This is a genomic window from Halanaerobium sehlinense (genome assembly GCF_055379485.1).
In genome coordinates, this window is sequence record NZ_AP042442.1 from 2561593 (window position 1) to 2576897 (window position 15305).

The window sequence follows — 15305 nt, forward strand, 5'->3', positions numbered from 1 at the left end:
CCTCTGTTTAAACAATTTCCTAATTTATAAAATTTTATCCCTCTTTGGAATTGGTACTGGTGCTACTTTATGGCTGTTTTTGGAAGCTAGATTCTTGATCTTTGCTTCAACTTCTGGCTCAGCCTTACCACTTAAAATGTACTGGTCAAGATCCTCATAGCTGAAGCCCATCTCAGACTCATCTGTCTGGCCATCCCAGAGTCCAGCTGAAGGTTTTTTCTCGATAATTTCAGCAGGAATATCTAAAACTCTGGCCAGTTCTTTAACTTCATGTTTTACTAAAGAACCAAGTGGGGCCAGGTCAATTCCACCATCACCATGTTTGGTAAAATAACCTATTTTCAGTTCACTCCAATTATCTGTCCCTATAACTAAATAATTTTTTACCTGAGCATAATAATATAAGGAAGTCATCCGAAGCCTTGGTTTTATATTTGCTTCAGCAAGTTTACCACCTTTAATACCTGTTGATTTCAGCTCATCTAAAAGATGATCATAAATATCACTCAGATCATTTTCAACTACCTGCATCTGAAATTTATTTGCAATTTTTAGTGCATCTTCTCGGTCATTACTGCTGGAATAACAGGGCATAATAACTGTCAGCAGGTTTTCACCAAATGCCAGCTGGCACAATCTAGCAGTAACTGCTGAGTCAATTCCTCCACTCAAACCAACTACTGCACCTTCTAAACCAGCTGTTTTAACCCTCTCCTGCAGCCAGGAAACCAAATTGTCTTTAATCTTCTCATAATCATGGTCTTTAAATAGTTTTTTATCCATTATTCTTCCCTCCAGGGATATTCTCCAGCAATCATTGCTCTAAAATCACCTTCAATTGCTGTAATTCTCCAAATATCATCAATTTTTTCAACAAAAAGTTGGTCTTCTAGTTTAACTGTATAAAGTTTTTCACTGTCTCTAAAATTGAACTCATAAACAGCTTCAAAACTGCGGCTGGTACTAGAATTAGAAAGCTCTTCTATTCGTAAATTTTCTAAACTATAAACCTGGTTTATCTCCTGCTCTGAATCAGGACTGCTGTATGCTGCCTGCATTTTTTCAATAACATGACTTTCAGAAATTAAGCGTTCCATCGCGCCTAAATCGACCTCAGCAGCTTCTTTAGCCAGGCCAATATTTTTGGCAGCAAGTGCTTCGTAAAAATAATTGACCACCTCTGACGGTGAGTCCTCAGCCGTAATCACCGGAGCTGGGCCAGAACTTAAGCCCCAAAAAATAGAAGCAAATAAGATGACAAAAAACAGTAGTGGTTTCCAGCTCTGTCTAAAAAAGAGCTTTATATTCTCCTTCTGCCTCTTCTTTTTAAGCAGCTTATTTTCTAATAAATTCTCTCGTTTCAAAAAAGGGAGCAGCTCAAAACTGTCAGCAGAAGCTGCATTTCCAAGCTGCTGCAGAACCGAATCTAAATTTAACCTCTCATTTTTATCCCGGTCCAGCATTTGAATCACCAGACTGTTCAGCTGCTCACTGATTTCAGGCACTAAAAGCTTAGGCTCCAAAATATTTTCGGTCTGGATTTTATTTAAAACCTTTGCCTGATCATCATCATCAAAAATTGTTTTTGAGCTTAAAAAATAATAAAAAACTGCAGCCAGGTTGAAAATATAGGCTTTTTGATCCCAGGCCTGACCTGCTATTACTTCTGGTGGTTTAAAATATTCAGCAGCTGGTGCTTCAAAGTTAAAATCATTATAATTTTTTTGGCTGCTGTGTATCTGTTCCGGCATCAAATAAATGTTTTCCTGCTGATCAATATAGAAATTAGCTGAATTTATTCCTTTTGGAAAGAGACTTTTTATCAAATCCAAGTCTCTTAAAAGCTTTAAAATTTCCAGCATTTCCTGCAGCAGTTTCCCTGAACTGATAGAATTCCGGTTTAAGTATTCAACCAGTGGTTTTAAATCACTGCTGCCCTGATAAAGTAAAAAGTATTCCCCGTTTTCTTTAATTACATCCTGATAAGTAATAATTTTTGCTGGGAGATCTGCCGGCATGTTTTTCACAGCAGCCCTTACTTTTTTAACTACATCTAACTGCACCCTTGACCGTGGTACAGTATCTTGAAAAAGTTTTACTTTATTTAGATTTTCATTTTCTGCTTTTTCCCTACTCATTGCAATTCCCCCGGCATTAATTAAATTAGAATAAGCAAAGTTATCCACCCAATAATCCTCAGGTGGATAAACTTTGGTAATTATTATAATTATAACGAACAATTATTAGAAACAGATGAAAATGAGACACTGAAATAAGAACTAAATGAATCTAATAAATGTAGTCTTTAATTACAGAATCAAATCATCTTGATGCTTGGCAGAATTTTCATATTCATCTTTTTTCTCCTGGTAGCCATCACGGCCAAAAATACCATAAGTATAATTTTTACCAAGTTCCACTCCAGGCTGGTTGAAAGCATTGATATTTAATAGTTCACCCGTCACAGCTGTTTGGAATTCAAAGAAATAGAATATCTGACCTAAAGTAAATTCATTTACTTCAGGTACTTTAAGAGTTTGATTCATTCTATTTCTTTTATTTAAGGCAAGCTCAGTTGCCCATTTTTCAGTATTTATCAATTCAGCAAAGCTGTGGCCTCCTAAATAACCAAGACCTGCTAAATCTTCGTAAGCTCCTGGAATTTCTAACTCTTCTGCAAAATTTTCTACTTCCAGGAAGGTAATTATTTTATCAAAAGGACCCTCCATGTAAAGCTGAGCCTGTGAATGCTGATCAGTTGCACCCAGGGCTTTAATTGGGGTTGGACCAACATTAACCTTATTACCCTGGCGGTCAACTTCCTTACCTAATGATTCTGCCCATAACTGCCTGTACCAATCAGCTACATCGCGCAGACGATCAGAATAAGGCATCATTACTGACATGATTTTTCCTTTTTGATAGGCTAAATACTGAATCAAACCATTAACTAAAGCAGGGTTTTTCCAGAAATCATCCTGACGACAGATTTTATCCATATAAGCTGCACCATCGAGCAGTTTTTCGATGTCTACTCCAGTCATAGCAGCTGATAGAAGTCCTACTGGAGTTAAAACAGAAAATCTTCCACCGACATTATCTGGAATGAAGAACTTCTTCATATTTTCTCTGGCTGCAATCTCGATTAAATAACCAGAATCTTTACTTGTGGTAGCAATAAAGTGCTCACCAACATTTTCTTCTCCTACAGCATCAGCAACAAATTTACGGGCCAGCAAAAACTGGCTCATTGTTTCAGCTGTGCTTCCTGATTTAGAAATCACATTAAAGAGAGTCTTTTTCGGATCCAGCTTCTCAAATAAAGCTTTAATCCCTTCTGGATCAACATTGTCATTAACAAATAGACGGGGATACCCGTTACGCGCTTCTTCAAATAGGTTATAGTGGGGATCGTTGATTGCAGTCTGAACCGCAATATTTCCGAGTGCAGATCCACCTATACCCAATACTACAAAATTATCAAATTTGTCTTTTAACTCTTCGGCAGTTGCCTTAAGTTCTTTTACAACTTCTTCCTGATTATAAGGCAGCTCCATAAAACCCATCTTACCATCAGCTTCAGCCTCAAGTATATTCTGATGTGCTTTTAAAGCCTCCTCTTTTGCTTCTTCTAACTCCTCAACAGTCAAACCATGCTCTTCACCAATCATTTCTGCAAAAACATTGTTAATATCAAGCTTTAATCTTAAATCATCCTTTTCAGACATCCTAATTCCTCCTTATATTCTTATATCGCTGCCTAAATCATTAATACTATCACAAGTATATATTTTTCAGCACTATTTTGCAAGATTTATGTGTACCTGTGCACCTTCCGTTCGCGAGAACAATTTTTACCATAGTATATTCCAACAATCATTTTGGAAAAACAAAAATGTCTAAAAACAAAAAAAGACCTGCCTTTTACAGCAGGTAATTTAGAATTTCTATTTTTTTGCATTTTTATTTGCATTAGAATTTGGAGATTTTCCTGATGATTTACCTTTACCATTTGACTTTTGTTTATTGGAATTTCCATTTCCTTGATTATCTTTTTTCAATGATTTTTCAGAAGCATTATTTTTTTGACGATTTTCTAAAGCATTCTCAGAAGCTGAACTATAATTTTTTGAACCCTTATTAATTCTTTCAGCTCTTTCTTCTTCTCTTGCTTCTTTTCTGTATTTTGCAGACAATTGTTTTAATTGAGAAGTTTCAATTTCACCATTTTCTTCTATAATAGATGCTATTTCAGCCGCAAATGCTTCTGTTTTTTCACCTGAACTATCTTCTCGGCTGAGCTTTCTCAGTTCAAGAGCAGTTTGAAAACTAAACTGACCATTATCAGCCTCATTTTGATAACTATTAATTAATTCTAAAGCTTTTTCCTCTTCAAGACCATTATTTATACTTTGATCTAAATTATTTAGAATCACAAATCCCTGTCCTAAATCAACTTCTTCAGCCAAAATTTTATCCACAACTGAAGTCATTGTTTCAATACTTAAATTTTCTTCATAAGATGTTAATTTTCTTTCTAAAGTAACTTTTTCAATATTATTTAACTCTTCATTCTCTTGAATTGCTGTTAACAGCTGGTCAAGATTTTCATAACTAACTTCAGGTTCATCTTCAGTCCCATTTTCAGTCTCATCTTCAGTCTCAGAATTTACAGCATCAGAATCCTCAGCATCATCTGCAACCTCTTCTTCTGTCTCAACAGTTTCTTCCACAACAGTCTCCTGACTGTCTTCTGAGTTTTCTTGAGCCAGAGTCAAAGCAGAACCAAAGGCAAAAAGAAACATCAGCACAACTAAAATTAAACTTATTTTTTTCTTCATTTTTTTCCCTCCCATATAACTTTACTATCTTTATTATAATATAGTCTCGGCTGCTAAAACAAATTTTTTAGCAAAAGTTCATAGTTTCTTCATAAATATCATATTTTTGCGATATAATTTTAAAAATTGTAATCTATTTGACTTTTTTTCTGAGTTTTTAATCATATGATATTTATAAAGATACCCTATAAGGGTATTGTAGAGGAGGAAAATTAATGTACACACTTTATTATATTGCTGGAATTGCGGTTATTGCTTCATTTGCTGCAGACCGCGAAAAAACTTTTAAAGCTTTGAAAATTGGCTGGAAGAAATTTTCTAAAATACTGGGGACTTATCTCAAATTATTAATTATTTTATCATTTATTCTCTTGATATCTGATCAATTTATAATTAATTATCTTGGCGGACAGGCTCCTTTTATCGGTATGGTTTTAGGGCTAATTATTGGTTCAATTACAATGATGCCAGGTTTTATTGCTTATCCTCTGGCTGGAATATTAGTTTCTAAGGGAGTCAATTATATGGTTGTAGCTGCTTTTATTACCACTTTAATGCTGGTTGGAGTTGCTACTTATCCAGTAGAAAAAGAGTATTTTGGTATTAAGGCGACCATTTGGAGAAATATTGCTGGATTTATCATTTCGGCTTTAATTGCTGTTGCTACAGGAATCTTATACGGAGAGGTGTTAATCTAATGGCTAAAAATAATGGGAAGAAAAAAAATAACAAATTAAATTATTATATATTTGCAGTCTTTATAGCTTTTATTGTCGGCTCATATTTTATTGATTTTGAGCTCGGCAAAAAAATTGGGTCTAACTTTATGATTTTTGCTCGTGATATGGGACTACTTTTACCACCGGCCTTTGTGCTGATTGGTTTATTTGATGTTTGGGTTAGCCGAGAAAGTATTGAAAATAATTTTGGTCATACATCCGGTTTTAAAAAATATATCTATGCTATTTTACTGGCAGCAACCACTGTGGGCGGAACCTTTGTAGCCTTTCCAGTTGCTAATAGTCTTTTCCACAAGGGAGCAAATTATTCTTCTATTTTTACCTATGTAACTGCTGCTTCTTTGGTGATGATTCCGATGAGTATCATGGAAGCTTCAATTCTTGGAATTAAGTTTACTGCAATCAGAATTGGAGTTTCACTACCACTGGTAATTATCAGTTCGATTCTACTTGGGAATTTCTTCAGTAAAATTGATTATAAAATACCGAAAGCAGAATAACGTGCAGTGTACATGCACCGTGTACATGCACCGTGAACCACCCGATTTATGTCGTTTTATGTAAAAAAGCAGCAGTTAAGAGATCTTACCTTTCTCAAAACTGCTGCTTTAATGTTTTTATACTATTTTTCAACAAGAACCGACAGGTTCATGGTGCATGTAAACTCTTGTCGATCTATTCAAGATAGGTGTTCCAGAAGAAAGGCTGCCAGCCTGACTGAAAGTTTTTCAGCTCTGTCCTTCTGATATGCAGACGACTGTAATCTAAAATATTAAAATAAGGAACAGTTTCCCAAAGTTTGGACTGCATTCTTTCCATTATTTCATATCTCTGCTCCTGGTCAACTTCTTTCAGCATCTCGGCAAAAATCTGATCCATCTCTCTTGATTCTTCACTGTCCCAGTTACTGATCCATTTATTAGTTCCAGTCCATCCCTGATGAATCTGGGGGTCAGGAACTATCTTAATAAATGGAGAAAGGTGCATATGCCAGCCTTCTTTTTTAGCTCTTCTTTCTACAACAGTTGGACGATCAAATAACTGCAGTTCAACATCAATTCCGATTTTTTCTAACTGATCCTGGATTGCAATTGCTCCCTGTCTTTCCATCTGATTATCCTGACCGCTTAAAATTACAAGCGGCTGACCATCATAACCTGCTTGATCAAGTAGTTCTTTTGCCTTTTCAGGATCATAAACATCATAGATTCCCTTACCAGCATCTGGAACATGCCAGGGGTTTCCTTCTTCATGCAGTGCTCCTTCCAGACGCCAGAACTGTGGGTCTCCAATCATTGCATAACCGAGTTCTTCAAAATCTAAAGCATAAGCTATTGCCTGTCGAGCATATTTATTATCAAATGGTGCTTCTGCATTGTTGAAAATCAACATTGACATTCGATCAGGGTAAATAATTACATTTTCAATATTTTGGTCCATTTCAAAAATCTGATACTGATCTCTCGGTACCTCTTCTGCAAAATGGAATTGTCCGGTCTGAACCCCAGAAACTCTAACCTGAGCATCAGGAATAAAGTTGAAAACAATTTTATCTAAATAGGGAATTCTCTCACCTGCAAAAAATGATCCTTCGAGTGGACTAGGAGTATATTCTTCAAAACGAGTTAAAACTAATTTTTGATCAGGTACCCACTCTTCATACTTATAAGGACCTGTACCAACATGACGGTCAATTACATCAGTTCCAAATTCCTCTACTACTTCTTCTGCTCTAACTACAAATTTTTGGTTTGATACAGGTGAAGCTAAAATATTCAAAAATGGAGCGTATACTTCTTCAAATTTAAAACGGATATTGTGCTGATCAAGCTTTTCAACCTCATCAAAATAGGGAGCCACAAGCTGCCCACCATTATTGATTTCTAACCATCTTCTAAAAGATGCTACAACATCATCAGCATCCATCAGCTCTCCATTATGCATTCTTACATTTTCTCTTAATTTAACATCATAAACCAAACCATTTTCTTTTACATCATAGCTGGATGCCAGATGAGGAGTCAGATTAAGATTTTCATCAAACTCAAAAAGTCCTTCATAAACATGATTCATCAGTGCTGAAATCATTGAATCTGTAGAATTATCTGTGTCCAGATGGGCAACTGACATCTGAAAAGCTGTATTCAGTGTGCCGCCAAATCGGTCTTCTTCCTGAGCTAACACTGTTGAGCTAATCAGCAGAGAAAAAACGATTAAAAAAACAATCAGACTGAGACTTAGTTCTTTTTTCATTTTTTAAACACCTCTTTTTACTTTTTTAAAGTATTTTTTAAATGTGGATCTAATAAATCCCGCATACCATCACCCAATAAATTTAACGATAAGACTGATAAAACAATCATTATCCCTGGAGCCAAAATCATCCAGGGTGCAACTACCATGTATGTCCTGGCATCTGTTACCATGGCCCCTAAACTTGGAGCAGGTGGCATAATACCAACCCCCAAAAAACTAAGTGCCGCCTCATCCAGAATAGCTAAGGCAAAATTAAAAGTAGCCTGAACCATAATCGGAGATGCCGAATTTTTAAGAATATATTTAAAGATAATTCTTGAATCTTTTGCACCCGCTGCTCGAGCTGACTCTACATATTCTAAATCTTTAATTGAGATTACCGCACTACGAACGATTCTAGCCATCTTAGGGAAATAGGCAAAAGATAAAGCAAGGATAATATTCAGTTTACCAGCTCCCCAAATTGCTGCCAGTGAAATCGCAATAATAATACCTGGAAAAGCCATCATAGCATCTAAAATTCTCATAACTATTTTATCAAGCCGAGAATAATAGCCGGCAGCTATCCCAACTACCCCACCAAAAATAACAGTTAAAATAACTACAGAAATACCAACTTGAATTGAAGTTCGAAGGCCATAAAGAATCCGAGTAAAAATATCTCTGCCATATTGATCTGTACCTAAAAGATGTTCCTTAGATGGTGGCTGCAATCTATTTCTAGCATTATTTCTGACAGGATTATAATCAGTCAGCAGTGGTGCAAAAAGACTCAAAAATGCCAGTATAATTAAAATTATAATTGAAGTTGTTATATATGGATGTTCATATTTTTTATATCTCTTTAAAAATAGCAATTTATTACCCCTTTATTGATAACGAATTTTTGGGTTTAAAAATGCATAACTTAAATCTACTAATAAATTTAAAATTACATAAATAAGTGCCACAAAAATTATCGAAGCCTGTATAACAGGAATATCACGCCTCATGATTGCATTTATTGCCATAAAACCAGTCCCTGGAATCACAAATATCGTTTCTACTATCCAGGTACCTCCCAGCAGCACTGCAAAATTATGTCCAATTACAGTAATTACAGGCATCATTGAATTTTTTAAAGCATGTTTAAAAACTATCGAATAAATTGACAGCCCCTTACTTTTGGCTGTTCTAATATAGTCTTTTTTCAAGGTATCAAGCATTGCACTTCTGGTCATACGAGCAATTAAACCCGCCTGCATAAAGGCTAAAGTAAAGGCCGGTAAAACTATATATTTTAAGGTACCCAAACCAGCTTCAGCAAATGGTTCATAGCCGCTAACTGGAAACCATCCCAGCTTGACTGAAAAAACATACATTAAAATTAAAGCAAGCCAGAAACTTGGAATAGAAATCCCAAAGAGGGAAACTGTAATTGAAAACTGGTCTAAAAATTTTCGATGTTTAACCGCTGCTAAAATACCTAAAAGCACCCCGGCAGTAATGCCAATTACTTCGGCAAAAACTGCAATTAAAAATGTAGGCCTTATTCTCTCTAGTAAAACCTGAGAGACCGGTGCATTTAAATAAAGCGATTCACCAAAATTCCCTCTAATTATATTAGCAAGCCATCTAAAAAATCTCACAATCAATGGTTGATCAAGCCCCAGACTAGCCTCCACTCTGGCTACCTCTGCCTCTGTAGCCATGTTTCCCAATATAACACGGACTGGGTCTCCGGGCATCAAATTTGTAATAAAAAAAGCAATTAAAGCTACAATAAATATGATAGGAATTAAAAGTAATATTCTCTTTATAATATAGTTCCTCATTTTTTCACTTCCTGATTCTGACATCTCTGCATCTTTTAATTAATATTATCACAATAATATGAGTATATCAATCAAGAATAATTATTAATTAATCCTTTATAATAGTTTATCATTCACCTGACTTCATTGAATGTCAATTTAATTACAAAAATCAAAACCACCGCTTTAACGGTGGTTTTATCTGAAGCTTATCCTCTTAATTTATTGAGACTATTGACATTTAATTTACTTAATTTTTAGCAGCAAAGGCTTTGGCTATTTTAGCGCCTACTACAGCATTATTTCTAACTAGAGCAATATTTGTTTTTAGACTCTTACCATCTGTTATTTCTTTAATTCTATCAAGTAAGAAAGGAGTTAATTCTTTACCAGAAATTCCTTTTGTTTCTGCCTCAGTTAAAGCCTGCTCAATTTTTTCATTGATTACTGAGTACTCGATCTCATCAGTTTCTGGTACCGGATTAGCAATTAAGACTCCGCCTTCTAAACCAAGTTCCCATTTTGCCTGCAGAATATCAGCTGTGTGCTCAGGATTTTCTAATTTATAATCTACATTAAAGCCACTGTGGCGGCTGTAAAAAGCGGGCAGTTCTTCAGTTTGGTAACCGAGTACCGGTACTCCAAAACTTTCTAGTTTTTCTAGAGTTAAACCTAAATCTAGTATTGATTTGGCACCTGCAGCAATAACTGCTACTGAAGTTTTCTTTAGTTCTTCTAAATCGGCTGAAACGTCAAAGCTTGTTTCCGCACCTCTGTGAACTCCTCCAACTCCACCTGTTACAAAGATCTTAATGCCAGCTAAGTCTGCTGCAATCATTGTTCCAGCTACTGTTGTTGCTCCATGCTTCTTTTCTGCTAAAACTACCGGTAAATCACGGCGGCTGACTTTAACTACTTCATCAGATTCACCTAGAAATTTAACTTCTTCTTTTGTTAAGCCAATTTTTATCTTGCCGTCAATAATTCCAATCGTTGCTGGTACCGCTCCATTTTCTCTAATAATATCTTCAATTTCTAAAGCTGTTTCGATATTCTGAGGATGGGGCATTCCATGAGCAATAATCGTTGATTCCAATGCCACAACAGGTTTTCCAGATTCCAAAGCTTCTTTTACCTCAGTTTTGATTTCTAAATATTTTTCTAAATTTTTCATTTTATTACCTCCATAAATTTTTTATACTAATTGACTTAAATCAGGATTACAGGTCAGTTCAGATTTTATAGTCAGTGTTGAAGCCTTAATCCCTAATTTTATCGCCTCATCGATAGACAGTTCATTCATAATTCCGGAAGCAAATCCTGCTGTTAATGCATCACCTGCACCCGTTGTTTCTACTATCTCATTACTGCTGACTTTTACAGCTTCAAAATGCTTTAATTCCGTTTCGCCTTCAAAGTGGCTCAAATAGTAAACTCCATTTTTACCAGCACTGATGATCATTTTTGGTAGTTCTTGCTTACGAGAATATTCTCTTTCTAAACGCTCAAGTCTTGCTTTTAGATCCATTTTCTGAGCAGATTCCGAATTTTCCATTTTTACTATATCAAGTAAAATTTCTGCTTCATCAAGATTAGCTCTTAAATAATCCAGCTGGGCTAATTTACCTTTTAATTTCAAAGCCTTTTCAACCGAAACTGCATCAGTTATTTTTATCATTTTTTTGTCTTTTGCTAATTCTAACAAAAAGGAGATTGTACTTTCTTCTAAATTCGTATCAAAAATAAGCATTGCCGATGTTTCGATAATTTTGCGCTTATTATTTAGATAATTAATGTCAATTTCTTTTAAAATTCTCATATCGTTTACTGCACCAATTAAATCACCATTTTGATCCATATGAGCAAGATAAACTCCAGTTTTATAATCTGCAGCTAGAGTAATCTTAAAATGAGAAATATCAACTCCTGCAGCTTCAGTTTCTGCTTTTAATTGTTCTCCAAAATGATCACTGCTTATTGCTGTTAGAAGTACTACTTCCTGCTCCAAAAGTGAAAGATCTTCTGCAATATTGCGCCCTACCCCCCCGGGGCTTTCTTTAATCCAGCCCGGACTGGAGCTCCCTTTTATATAGTTAGGACTATAACCTTTGATATCTAGATTTGCTCCTCCAACAATTACAACTTTTTGTTCAGGGGCAGTGATATAACCGCGGCCTAAAAGGTAGCCTTTGGTGCTTAAATGGTGGATATATGTGCCTACAGCTGATTCTGAAATTTTAAGTTTATTTGCAATTTCTTCTCTACTAATTGTTGCATCTTTTTTGATTAAAGCCAGCACTTCTTTTTCTCTTTCAGTTAATTTTTCTATTGTCAGCACCTCCTTTTTTAAATTTTTATTTATATTTATAAATTATTGTTTAAATAAAGTATAGCACATTTATTTAGCTTTGTAAACAATTATTTAGAAAAATTTTTACTGCATAAAAAAAACCGCCCACAAAGGGCGGCGATTAAGTACTTATTTAAATTTAGCTTAATTTATTATTCTACAACTTTTATTTCTTTTCTACCTTCCCAATGACCATGAAGGTTACAGAATGCATATACATTTAAATCACATGATTCTTCTAATTTAAGATTTAATGTAGCTTCTGCTTTCATATCAGGAGTAAATTCTACTCTAGCTAGACTTGCATAGTTAGCATATAGATCAAAATACTGAATATAGTGATCTGGACCCATTGGATGAGTGATTTCCTTACCAAAAGTAACCTTTACTTCAAAGTATTCACCTTTTTTAACTTCATCAGGACATTGGATATAAGGAACATGCTTCTTCTCTAAGGCTGTCTTGTCTTCACCAGTGTTTTCTAACTTCTTAAGATCATAATAACCCATTTTAAAATTCCTCCTTTTAGATTTTAGTTGATTATTAAATACCTAAATTAATATTTATATTAATTTAGAAAATTTGATTTCATTATATAATTACTTATTAAACTTACGAAAAGCTGAACTAGGTTCTCCACAAACAGGACACTTTTCTGGTAAGCCATCTACAACTGTATGGCCGCACACTTCACAAATGCTGACATATTCTAATTCTATATCTTCACCATTATCAACATGTTCTTTAGCATCTCTGAACAATTTAGCATGAATCTGTTCAGCTTCCAATGCATAGTGGAATGACCGCACTGCATCAGATTCTCCCTGCTCTTTAGCTACAATACTATATGTAGGATACATCTGCTCAACTTCGCCTTCTTCACCTTCAATAGCACCAACAAGGTTTTCTGAAGTTGTACCTAAACCAAATTCACCACCACCAGCGACTAAAAAGTCTCCTTCAACATTTTCATGAGCTGCAAAGTGGTTACCTGCATGTACTTCTTCAGCATAAGCAATAGCATCAAATAAAAGTGCTACATTTTCAAATCCTTCTTCTGCTGCTTTCTGGCCCCAAACCTTATAACGCTGATAAGCCATACTTTCGCCAGCATAAGCAGAACGTAAATTTTGAGCTGTCATATCATTATTGACCATCTTTTAAATACCTCCATTTATTAATAATCATTACTATTAATAGTATATCATTTTTTATTGTCGTCTGTCAAACACAGATACTTTTTGTTTTCAGTAAAATATAATACTTACTAATTATATTAGTTCTATTTAAAAGGTGATTTTCCTGCTTTTTAATTAGATATAGTTAATTTTTAACTTAATTTTAATATTTTATCTGTTGTTTTCTCATAATTCGCTAAATTTCAACAAAAAATCCGACCAAGTTTGACCTCAGTCGGATATATTACACATTGATATTTATTTTTATTTGCTGTTTCTAAGTCTCATTTTCTCGTTTAATATTTTTTTACGCAGACGAATAGCCTTTGGGGTTATCTCTACCAGCTCATCATTTTCGATGAACTCCAATGCCTGCTCTAAAGTAAATCTCTTAGGTGGAGCCAGATTTATTGAGTCATCAGAACCCGAAGCTCTCACATTTGTCAGTTTCTTGTTTTTACAGGCATTTACTGCCAGATCATTGTCACGGCTGTGCAGTCCAATAATCATTCCTTCATAAACCTTTGTTCCAGGATCGATAAACATCTCGCCTCTGGCCTCTAGATTTGAAAGGGCATAACCCATAGCAGTACCTTCCTGATTAGAAACTAAAACACCATTTTTTCGTTTTGGTACTTCACCTTTAAAAGGTTCATATTTCTCAAAAGACCTAATTAGAGTACCTTCTCCACTGGTGTCATTAATAAACTCACTTCTGAAGCCAATCAAGCCTCTGGTTGGTACTAAATATTCTAAATGTACATAATCACCTTCGGGCATCATGGACTGCATAATTCCTTTTCGCTGATTTAGTTTATTAATAACGGTACCAGAATATTTTTCCGGCAGTTCCACCATAACTTTTTCAACAGGCTCATGTTTTTTACCATCTATTTCTTTCATCAGTACTTCTGGCTTGGAGACTGATAGTTCATAGCCCTCACGGCGCATGTTTTCTAATAAAATTGAAAGGTGCAGTTCACCTCTACCTGAAACTTTAAAGGCTTCAGTATTTTCAGCTTTTTCTACCCTCAGCCCTACATTAACTTCTAATTCTCTTTCCAGTCGAGCTTTAAGATGACGGGTAGTTAAGTATTCACCTTCCAAACCGGCAAAAGGAGAATCATTTACTAGAAAATACATGGCCAGAGTCGGCTCAGCAATTTCAATCATTGGTAGTGGATCAACTTTACCTGGGTCACAGACTGTTTCTCCAATTGAAATATCAGGAATACCAGCAATGGAAACAATTTCTCCACTTCGGGCCTGTTCAACCGCATTTTGATTTAAGCCTTCGTAAACTGAAAGTTTAGTGATTTTACCTTTTTCAATAGAACCATCTCTTTTTGAGACTTCAACCTGCTGTCCATCTTTGATAGTACCACTGTAAACGCGGCCAATACCGATTCGTCCCAGATAGTCATCATAAGCAAGATCATAAACCTGCATCTGTAGAGGCTCTTTATCCAAATCTGGATAAGAATCAACACTATCAATAATTGTTTCAAAAAGGGGATCTAAATTTTCGCTCTCATGATCCAGCTCAAAGAATGCTTTACCTTCAACTGCAATACCATAAATCACAGGGAATTCTAGCTGATCATCATCTGCAGAAAGTTCTATAAAAAGGTCGATAATTTCATCATGAACTTCTTCTGCCCGCTGGTTATTTTTATCTATTTTATTAATAAAAACAATTGGCTTAATTCCCTTTTCTAAAGATTTCTTTAAAACAAATCTAGTCTGCGGCATTGGTCCTTCTGAGGCATCAACAATTAAAATTGCGGAGTCTACTGCCTTAATAACCCGCTCTACTTCTGAAGAAAAGTCGGCATGCCCCGGAGTGTCAACAATATTAATTTTAACCCCGTTATGCTCAATGGCACAGTTTTTAGAATAAATTGTGATTCCGCGCTCACGCTCAAGATCATTACTGTCCATAATACAATCTACAACTTCTTCGTTTTCTCTAAAAACTCCACTCTGATTTAAAAAGGCATCAACCAGGGTTGACTTACCTGCATCAACATGAGCAATAACCGCCAGATTTATTATTTCTCTTTTATCCACACTAAAAACCCTTTCTCTTATAAAGTTAAATTTAACTTCCTTATTTTATATCTTTTCCCATAACATTATCCAAATTA

The 15305-nt window shown here is 35.2% G+C and carries 14 protein-coding genes; 2 read left to right on the forward strand and 12 right to left on the reverse strand.

Translation table 11 applies throughout. From position 1 onward, the window contains the following. Nucleotides 1-24: 24 nt before the first annotated feature. The 4 genes from nadE to ACZ446_RS12525 form a co-directional block, all read right to left on the reverse strand. The gene (gene nadE / locus ACZ446_RS12510; RefSeq protein ID WP_464392884.1) at nt 25-783 is read right to left on the reverse strand and encodes an NAD(+) synthase; all 759 of its coding nucleotides are present in this window, start codon (nt 781-783) and stop codon (nt 25-27) included. Beyond that, the gene (locus tag ACZ446_RS12515) at nt 783-2138 is read right to left on the reverse strand and encodes a protein kinase domain-containing protein (protein WP_464392885.1); all 1356 of its coding nucleotides are present in this window, start codon (nt 2136-2138) and stop codon (nt 783-785) included. The genes nadE and ACZ446_RS12515 overlap by 1 nt, the downstream gene beginning before the upstream one ends. 171 nt (nt 2139-2309) lie before the next feature. Beyond that, nucleotides 2310-3728 (reverse strand): glucose-6-phosphate isomerase, encoded by a 1419-nt coding sequence (locus ACZ446_RS12520; protein WP_464392886.1) that lies wholly within the window; start codon nt 3726-3728, stop codon nt 2310-2312. 219 nt (nt 3729-3947) lie between these two features. After that, a complete protein-coding gene (locus tag ACZ446_RS12525) occupies nt 3948-4841 on the reverse strand; it encodes a hypothetical protein (RefSeq protein ID WP_464392887.1) in 894 nt (297 codons plus the stop codon). Between the two features lie 215 nt (nt 4842-5056). On the opposite strand from ACZ446_RS12525, the gene ACZ446_RS12530 reads away from it, so the two are divergent. After that, nucleotides 5057-5539: a hypothetical protein gene (locus ACZ446_RS12530; protein ID WP_464392888.1), complete on the forward strand. Its 483-nt coding sequence runs from the start codon at nt 5057-5059 to the stop codon at nt 5537-5539. Then, entirely contained in the window at nt 5539-6081 is a 543-nt protein-coding gene (locus tag ACZ446_RS12535; protein ID WP_464392889.1) for a permease, read from the forward strand. The genes ACZ446_RS12530 and ACZ446_RS12535 overlap by 1 nt, the downstream gene beginning before the upstream one ends. Before the next feature lie 175 nt (nt 6082-6256). On the opposite strand, the gene ACZ446_RS12540 is transcribed toward ACZ446_RS12535, so the two are convergent. The 8 genes from ACZ446_RS12540 to typA all read right to left on the reverse strand — a co-directional run bounded on the left by ACZ446_RS12540 (nt 6257) and on the right by typA (nt 15228). Beyond that, nucleotides 6257-7834: an ABC transporter substrate-binding protein gene (locus ACZ446_RS12540; RefSeq protein WP_464392890.1), complete on the reverse strand. Its 1578-nt coding sequence runs from the start codon at nt 7832-7834 to the stop codon at nt 6257-6259. Between the two features lie 17 nt (nt 7835-7851). Beyond that, nucleotides 7852-8694 (reverse strand): ABC transporter permease, encoded by an 843-nt coding sequence (locus ACZ446_RS12545; RefSeq protein ID WP_464392891.1) that lies wholly within the window; start codon nt 8692-8694, stop codon nt 7852-7854. A 12-nt stretch (nt 8695-8706) separates the two neighbouring features. After that, nucleotides 8707-9651, reverse strand: a complete 945-nt coding sequence (locus tag ACZ446_RS12550) for an ABC transporter permease (protein ID WP_464392892.1) — start codon at nt 9649-9651, stop codon at nt 8707-8709. Between the two features lie 229 nt (nt 9652-9880). Then, nucleotides 9881-10804, reverse strand: coding sequence for a pseudouridine-5'-phosphate glycosidase (locus tag ACZ446_RS12555; RefSeq protein WP_464392893.1), 924 nt, complete (start codon nt 10802-10804; stop codon nt 9881-9883). A 21-nt stretch (nt 10805-10825) separates the two neighbouring features. Next, a complete protein-coding gene (locus ACZ446_RS12560) occupies nt 10826-11968 on the reverse strand; it encodes a PfkB family carbohydrate kinase (protein ID WP_464392894.1) in 1143 nt (380 codons plus the stop codon). Nucleotides 11969-12132: 164 nt separating this feature from the next. Further along, nucleotides 12133-12489 (reverse strand): class II SORL domain-containing protein, encoded by a 357-nt coding sequence (locus ACZ446_RS12565; RefSeq protein ID WP_073157427.1) that lies wholly within the window; start codon nt 12487-12489, stop codon nt 12133-12135. A gap of 90 nt (nt 12490-12579) precedes the next feature. Then, entirely contained in the window at nt 12580-13137 is a 558-nt protein-coding gene (locus tag ACZ446_RS12570; protein ID WP_464392895.1) for a rubrerythrin family protein, read from the reverse strand. Nucleotides 13138-13422: 285 nt separating this feature from the next. Beyond that, nucleotides 13423-15228 (reverse strand): translational GTPase TypA, encoded by a 1806-nt coding sequence (gene typA / locus ACZ446_RS12575; RefSeq protein ID WP_464392896.1) that lies wholly within the window; start codon nt 15226-15228, stop codon nt 13423-13425. Nucleotides 15229-15305 lie beyond the last annotated feature (77 nt).

Bases quoted from the DNA above. Each gene is read 5' to 3' on its own strand.
- ACZ446_RS12525 (WP_464392887.1), bottom strand. From the start codon at position 4,841: ATGAAGAAAAAAATAAGTTTAATTTTAGTTGTGCTGATGTTTCTTTTT.
- nadE (WP_464392884.1), bottom strand. From the start codon at position 783: ATGGATAAAAAACTATTTAAAGACCATGATTATGAGAAGATTAAAGAC.
- ACZ446_RS12555 (WP_464392893.1), bottom strand. From the start codon at position 10,804: ATGAAAAATTTAGAAAAATATTTAGAAATCAAAACTGAGGTAAAAGAA.
- ACZ446_RS12565 (WP_073157427.1), bottom strand. From the start codon at position 12,489: ATGGGTTATTATGATCTTAAGAAGTTAGAAAACACTGGTGAAGACAAG.
- ACZ446_RS12520 (WP_464392886.1), bottom strand. From the start codon at position 3,728: ATGTCTGAAAAGGATGATTTAAGATTAAAGCTTGATATTAACAATGTT.
- ACZ446_RS12515 (WP_464392885.1), bottom strand. From the start codon at position 2,138: ATGAGTAGGGAAAAAGCAGAAAATGAAAATCTAAATAAAGTAAAACTT.
- ACZ446_RS12550 (WP_464392892.1), bottom strand. From the start codon at position 9,651: ATGAGGAACTATATTATAAAGAGAATATTACTTTTAATTCCTATCATA.
- ACZ446_RS12570 (WP_464392895.1), bottom strand. From the start codon at position 13,137: ATGGTCAATAATGATATGACAGCTCAAAATTTACGTTCTGCTTATGCT.
- ACZ446_RS12535 (WP_464392889.1), top strand. From the start codon at position 5,539: ATGGCTAAAAATAATGGGAAGAAAAAAAATAACAAATTAAATTATTAT.
- ACZ446_RS12540 (WP_464392890.1), bottom strand. From the start codon at position 7,834: ATGAAAAAAGAACTAAGTCTCAGTCTGATTGTTTTTTTAATCGTTTTT.
- ACZ446_RS12530 (WP_464392888.1), top strand. From the start codon at position 5,057: ATGTACACACTTTATTATATTGCTGGAATTGCGGTTATTGCTTCATTT.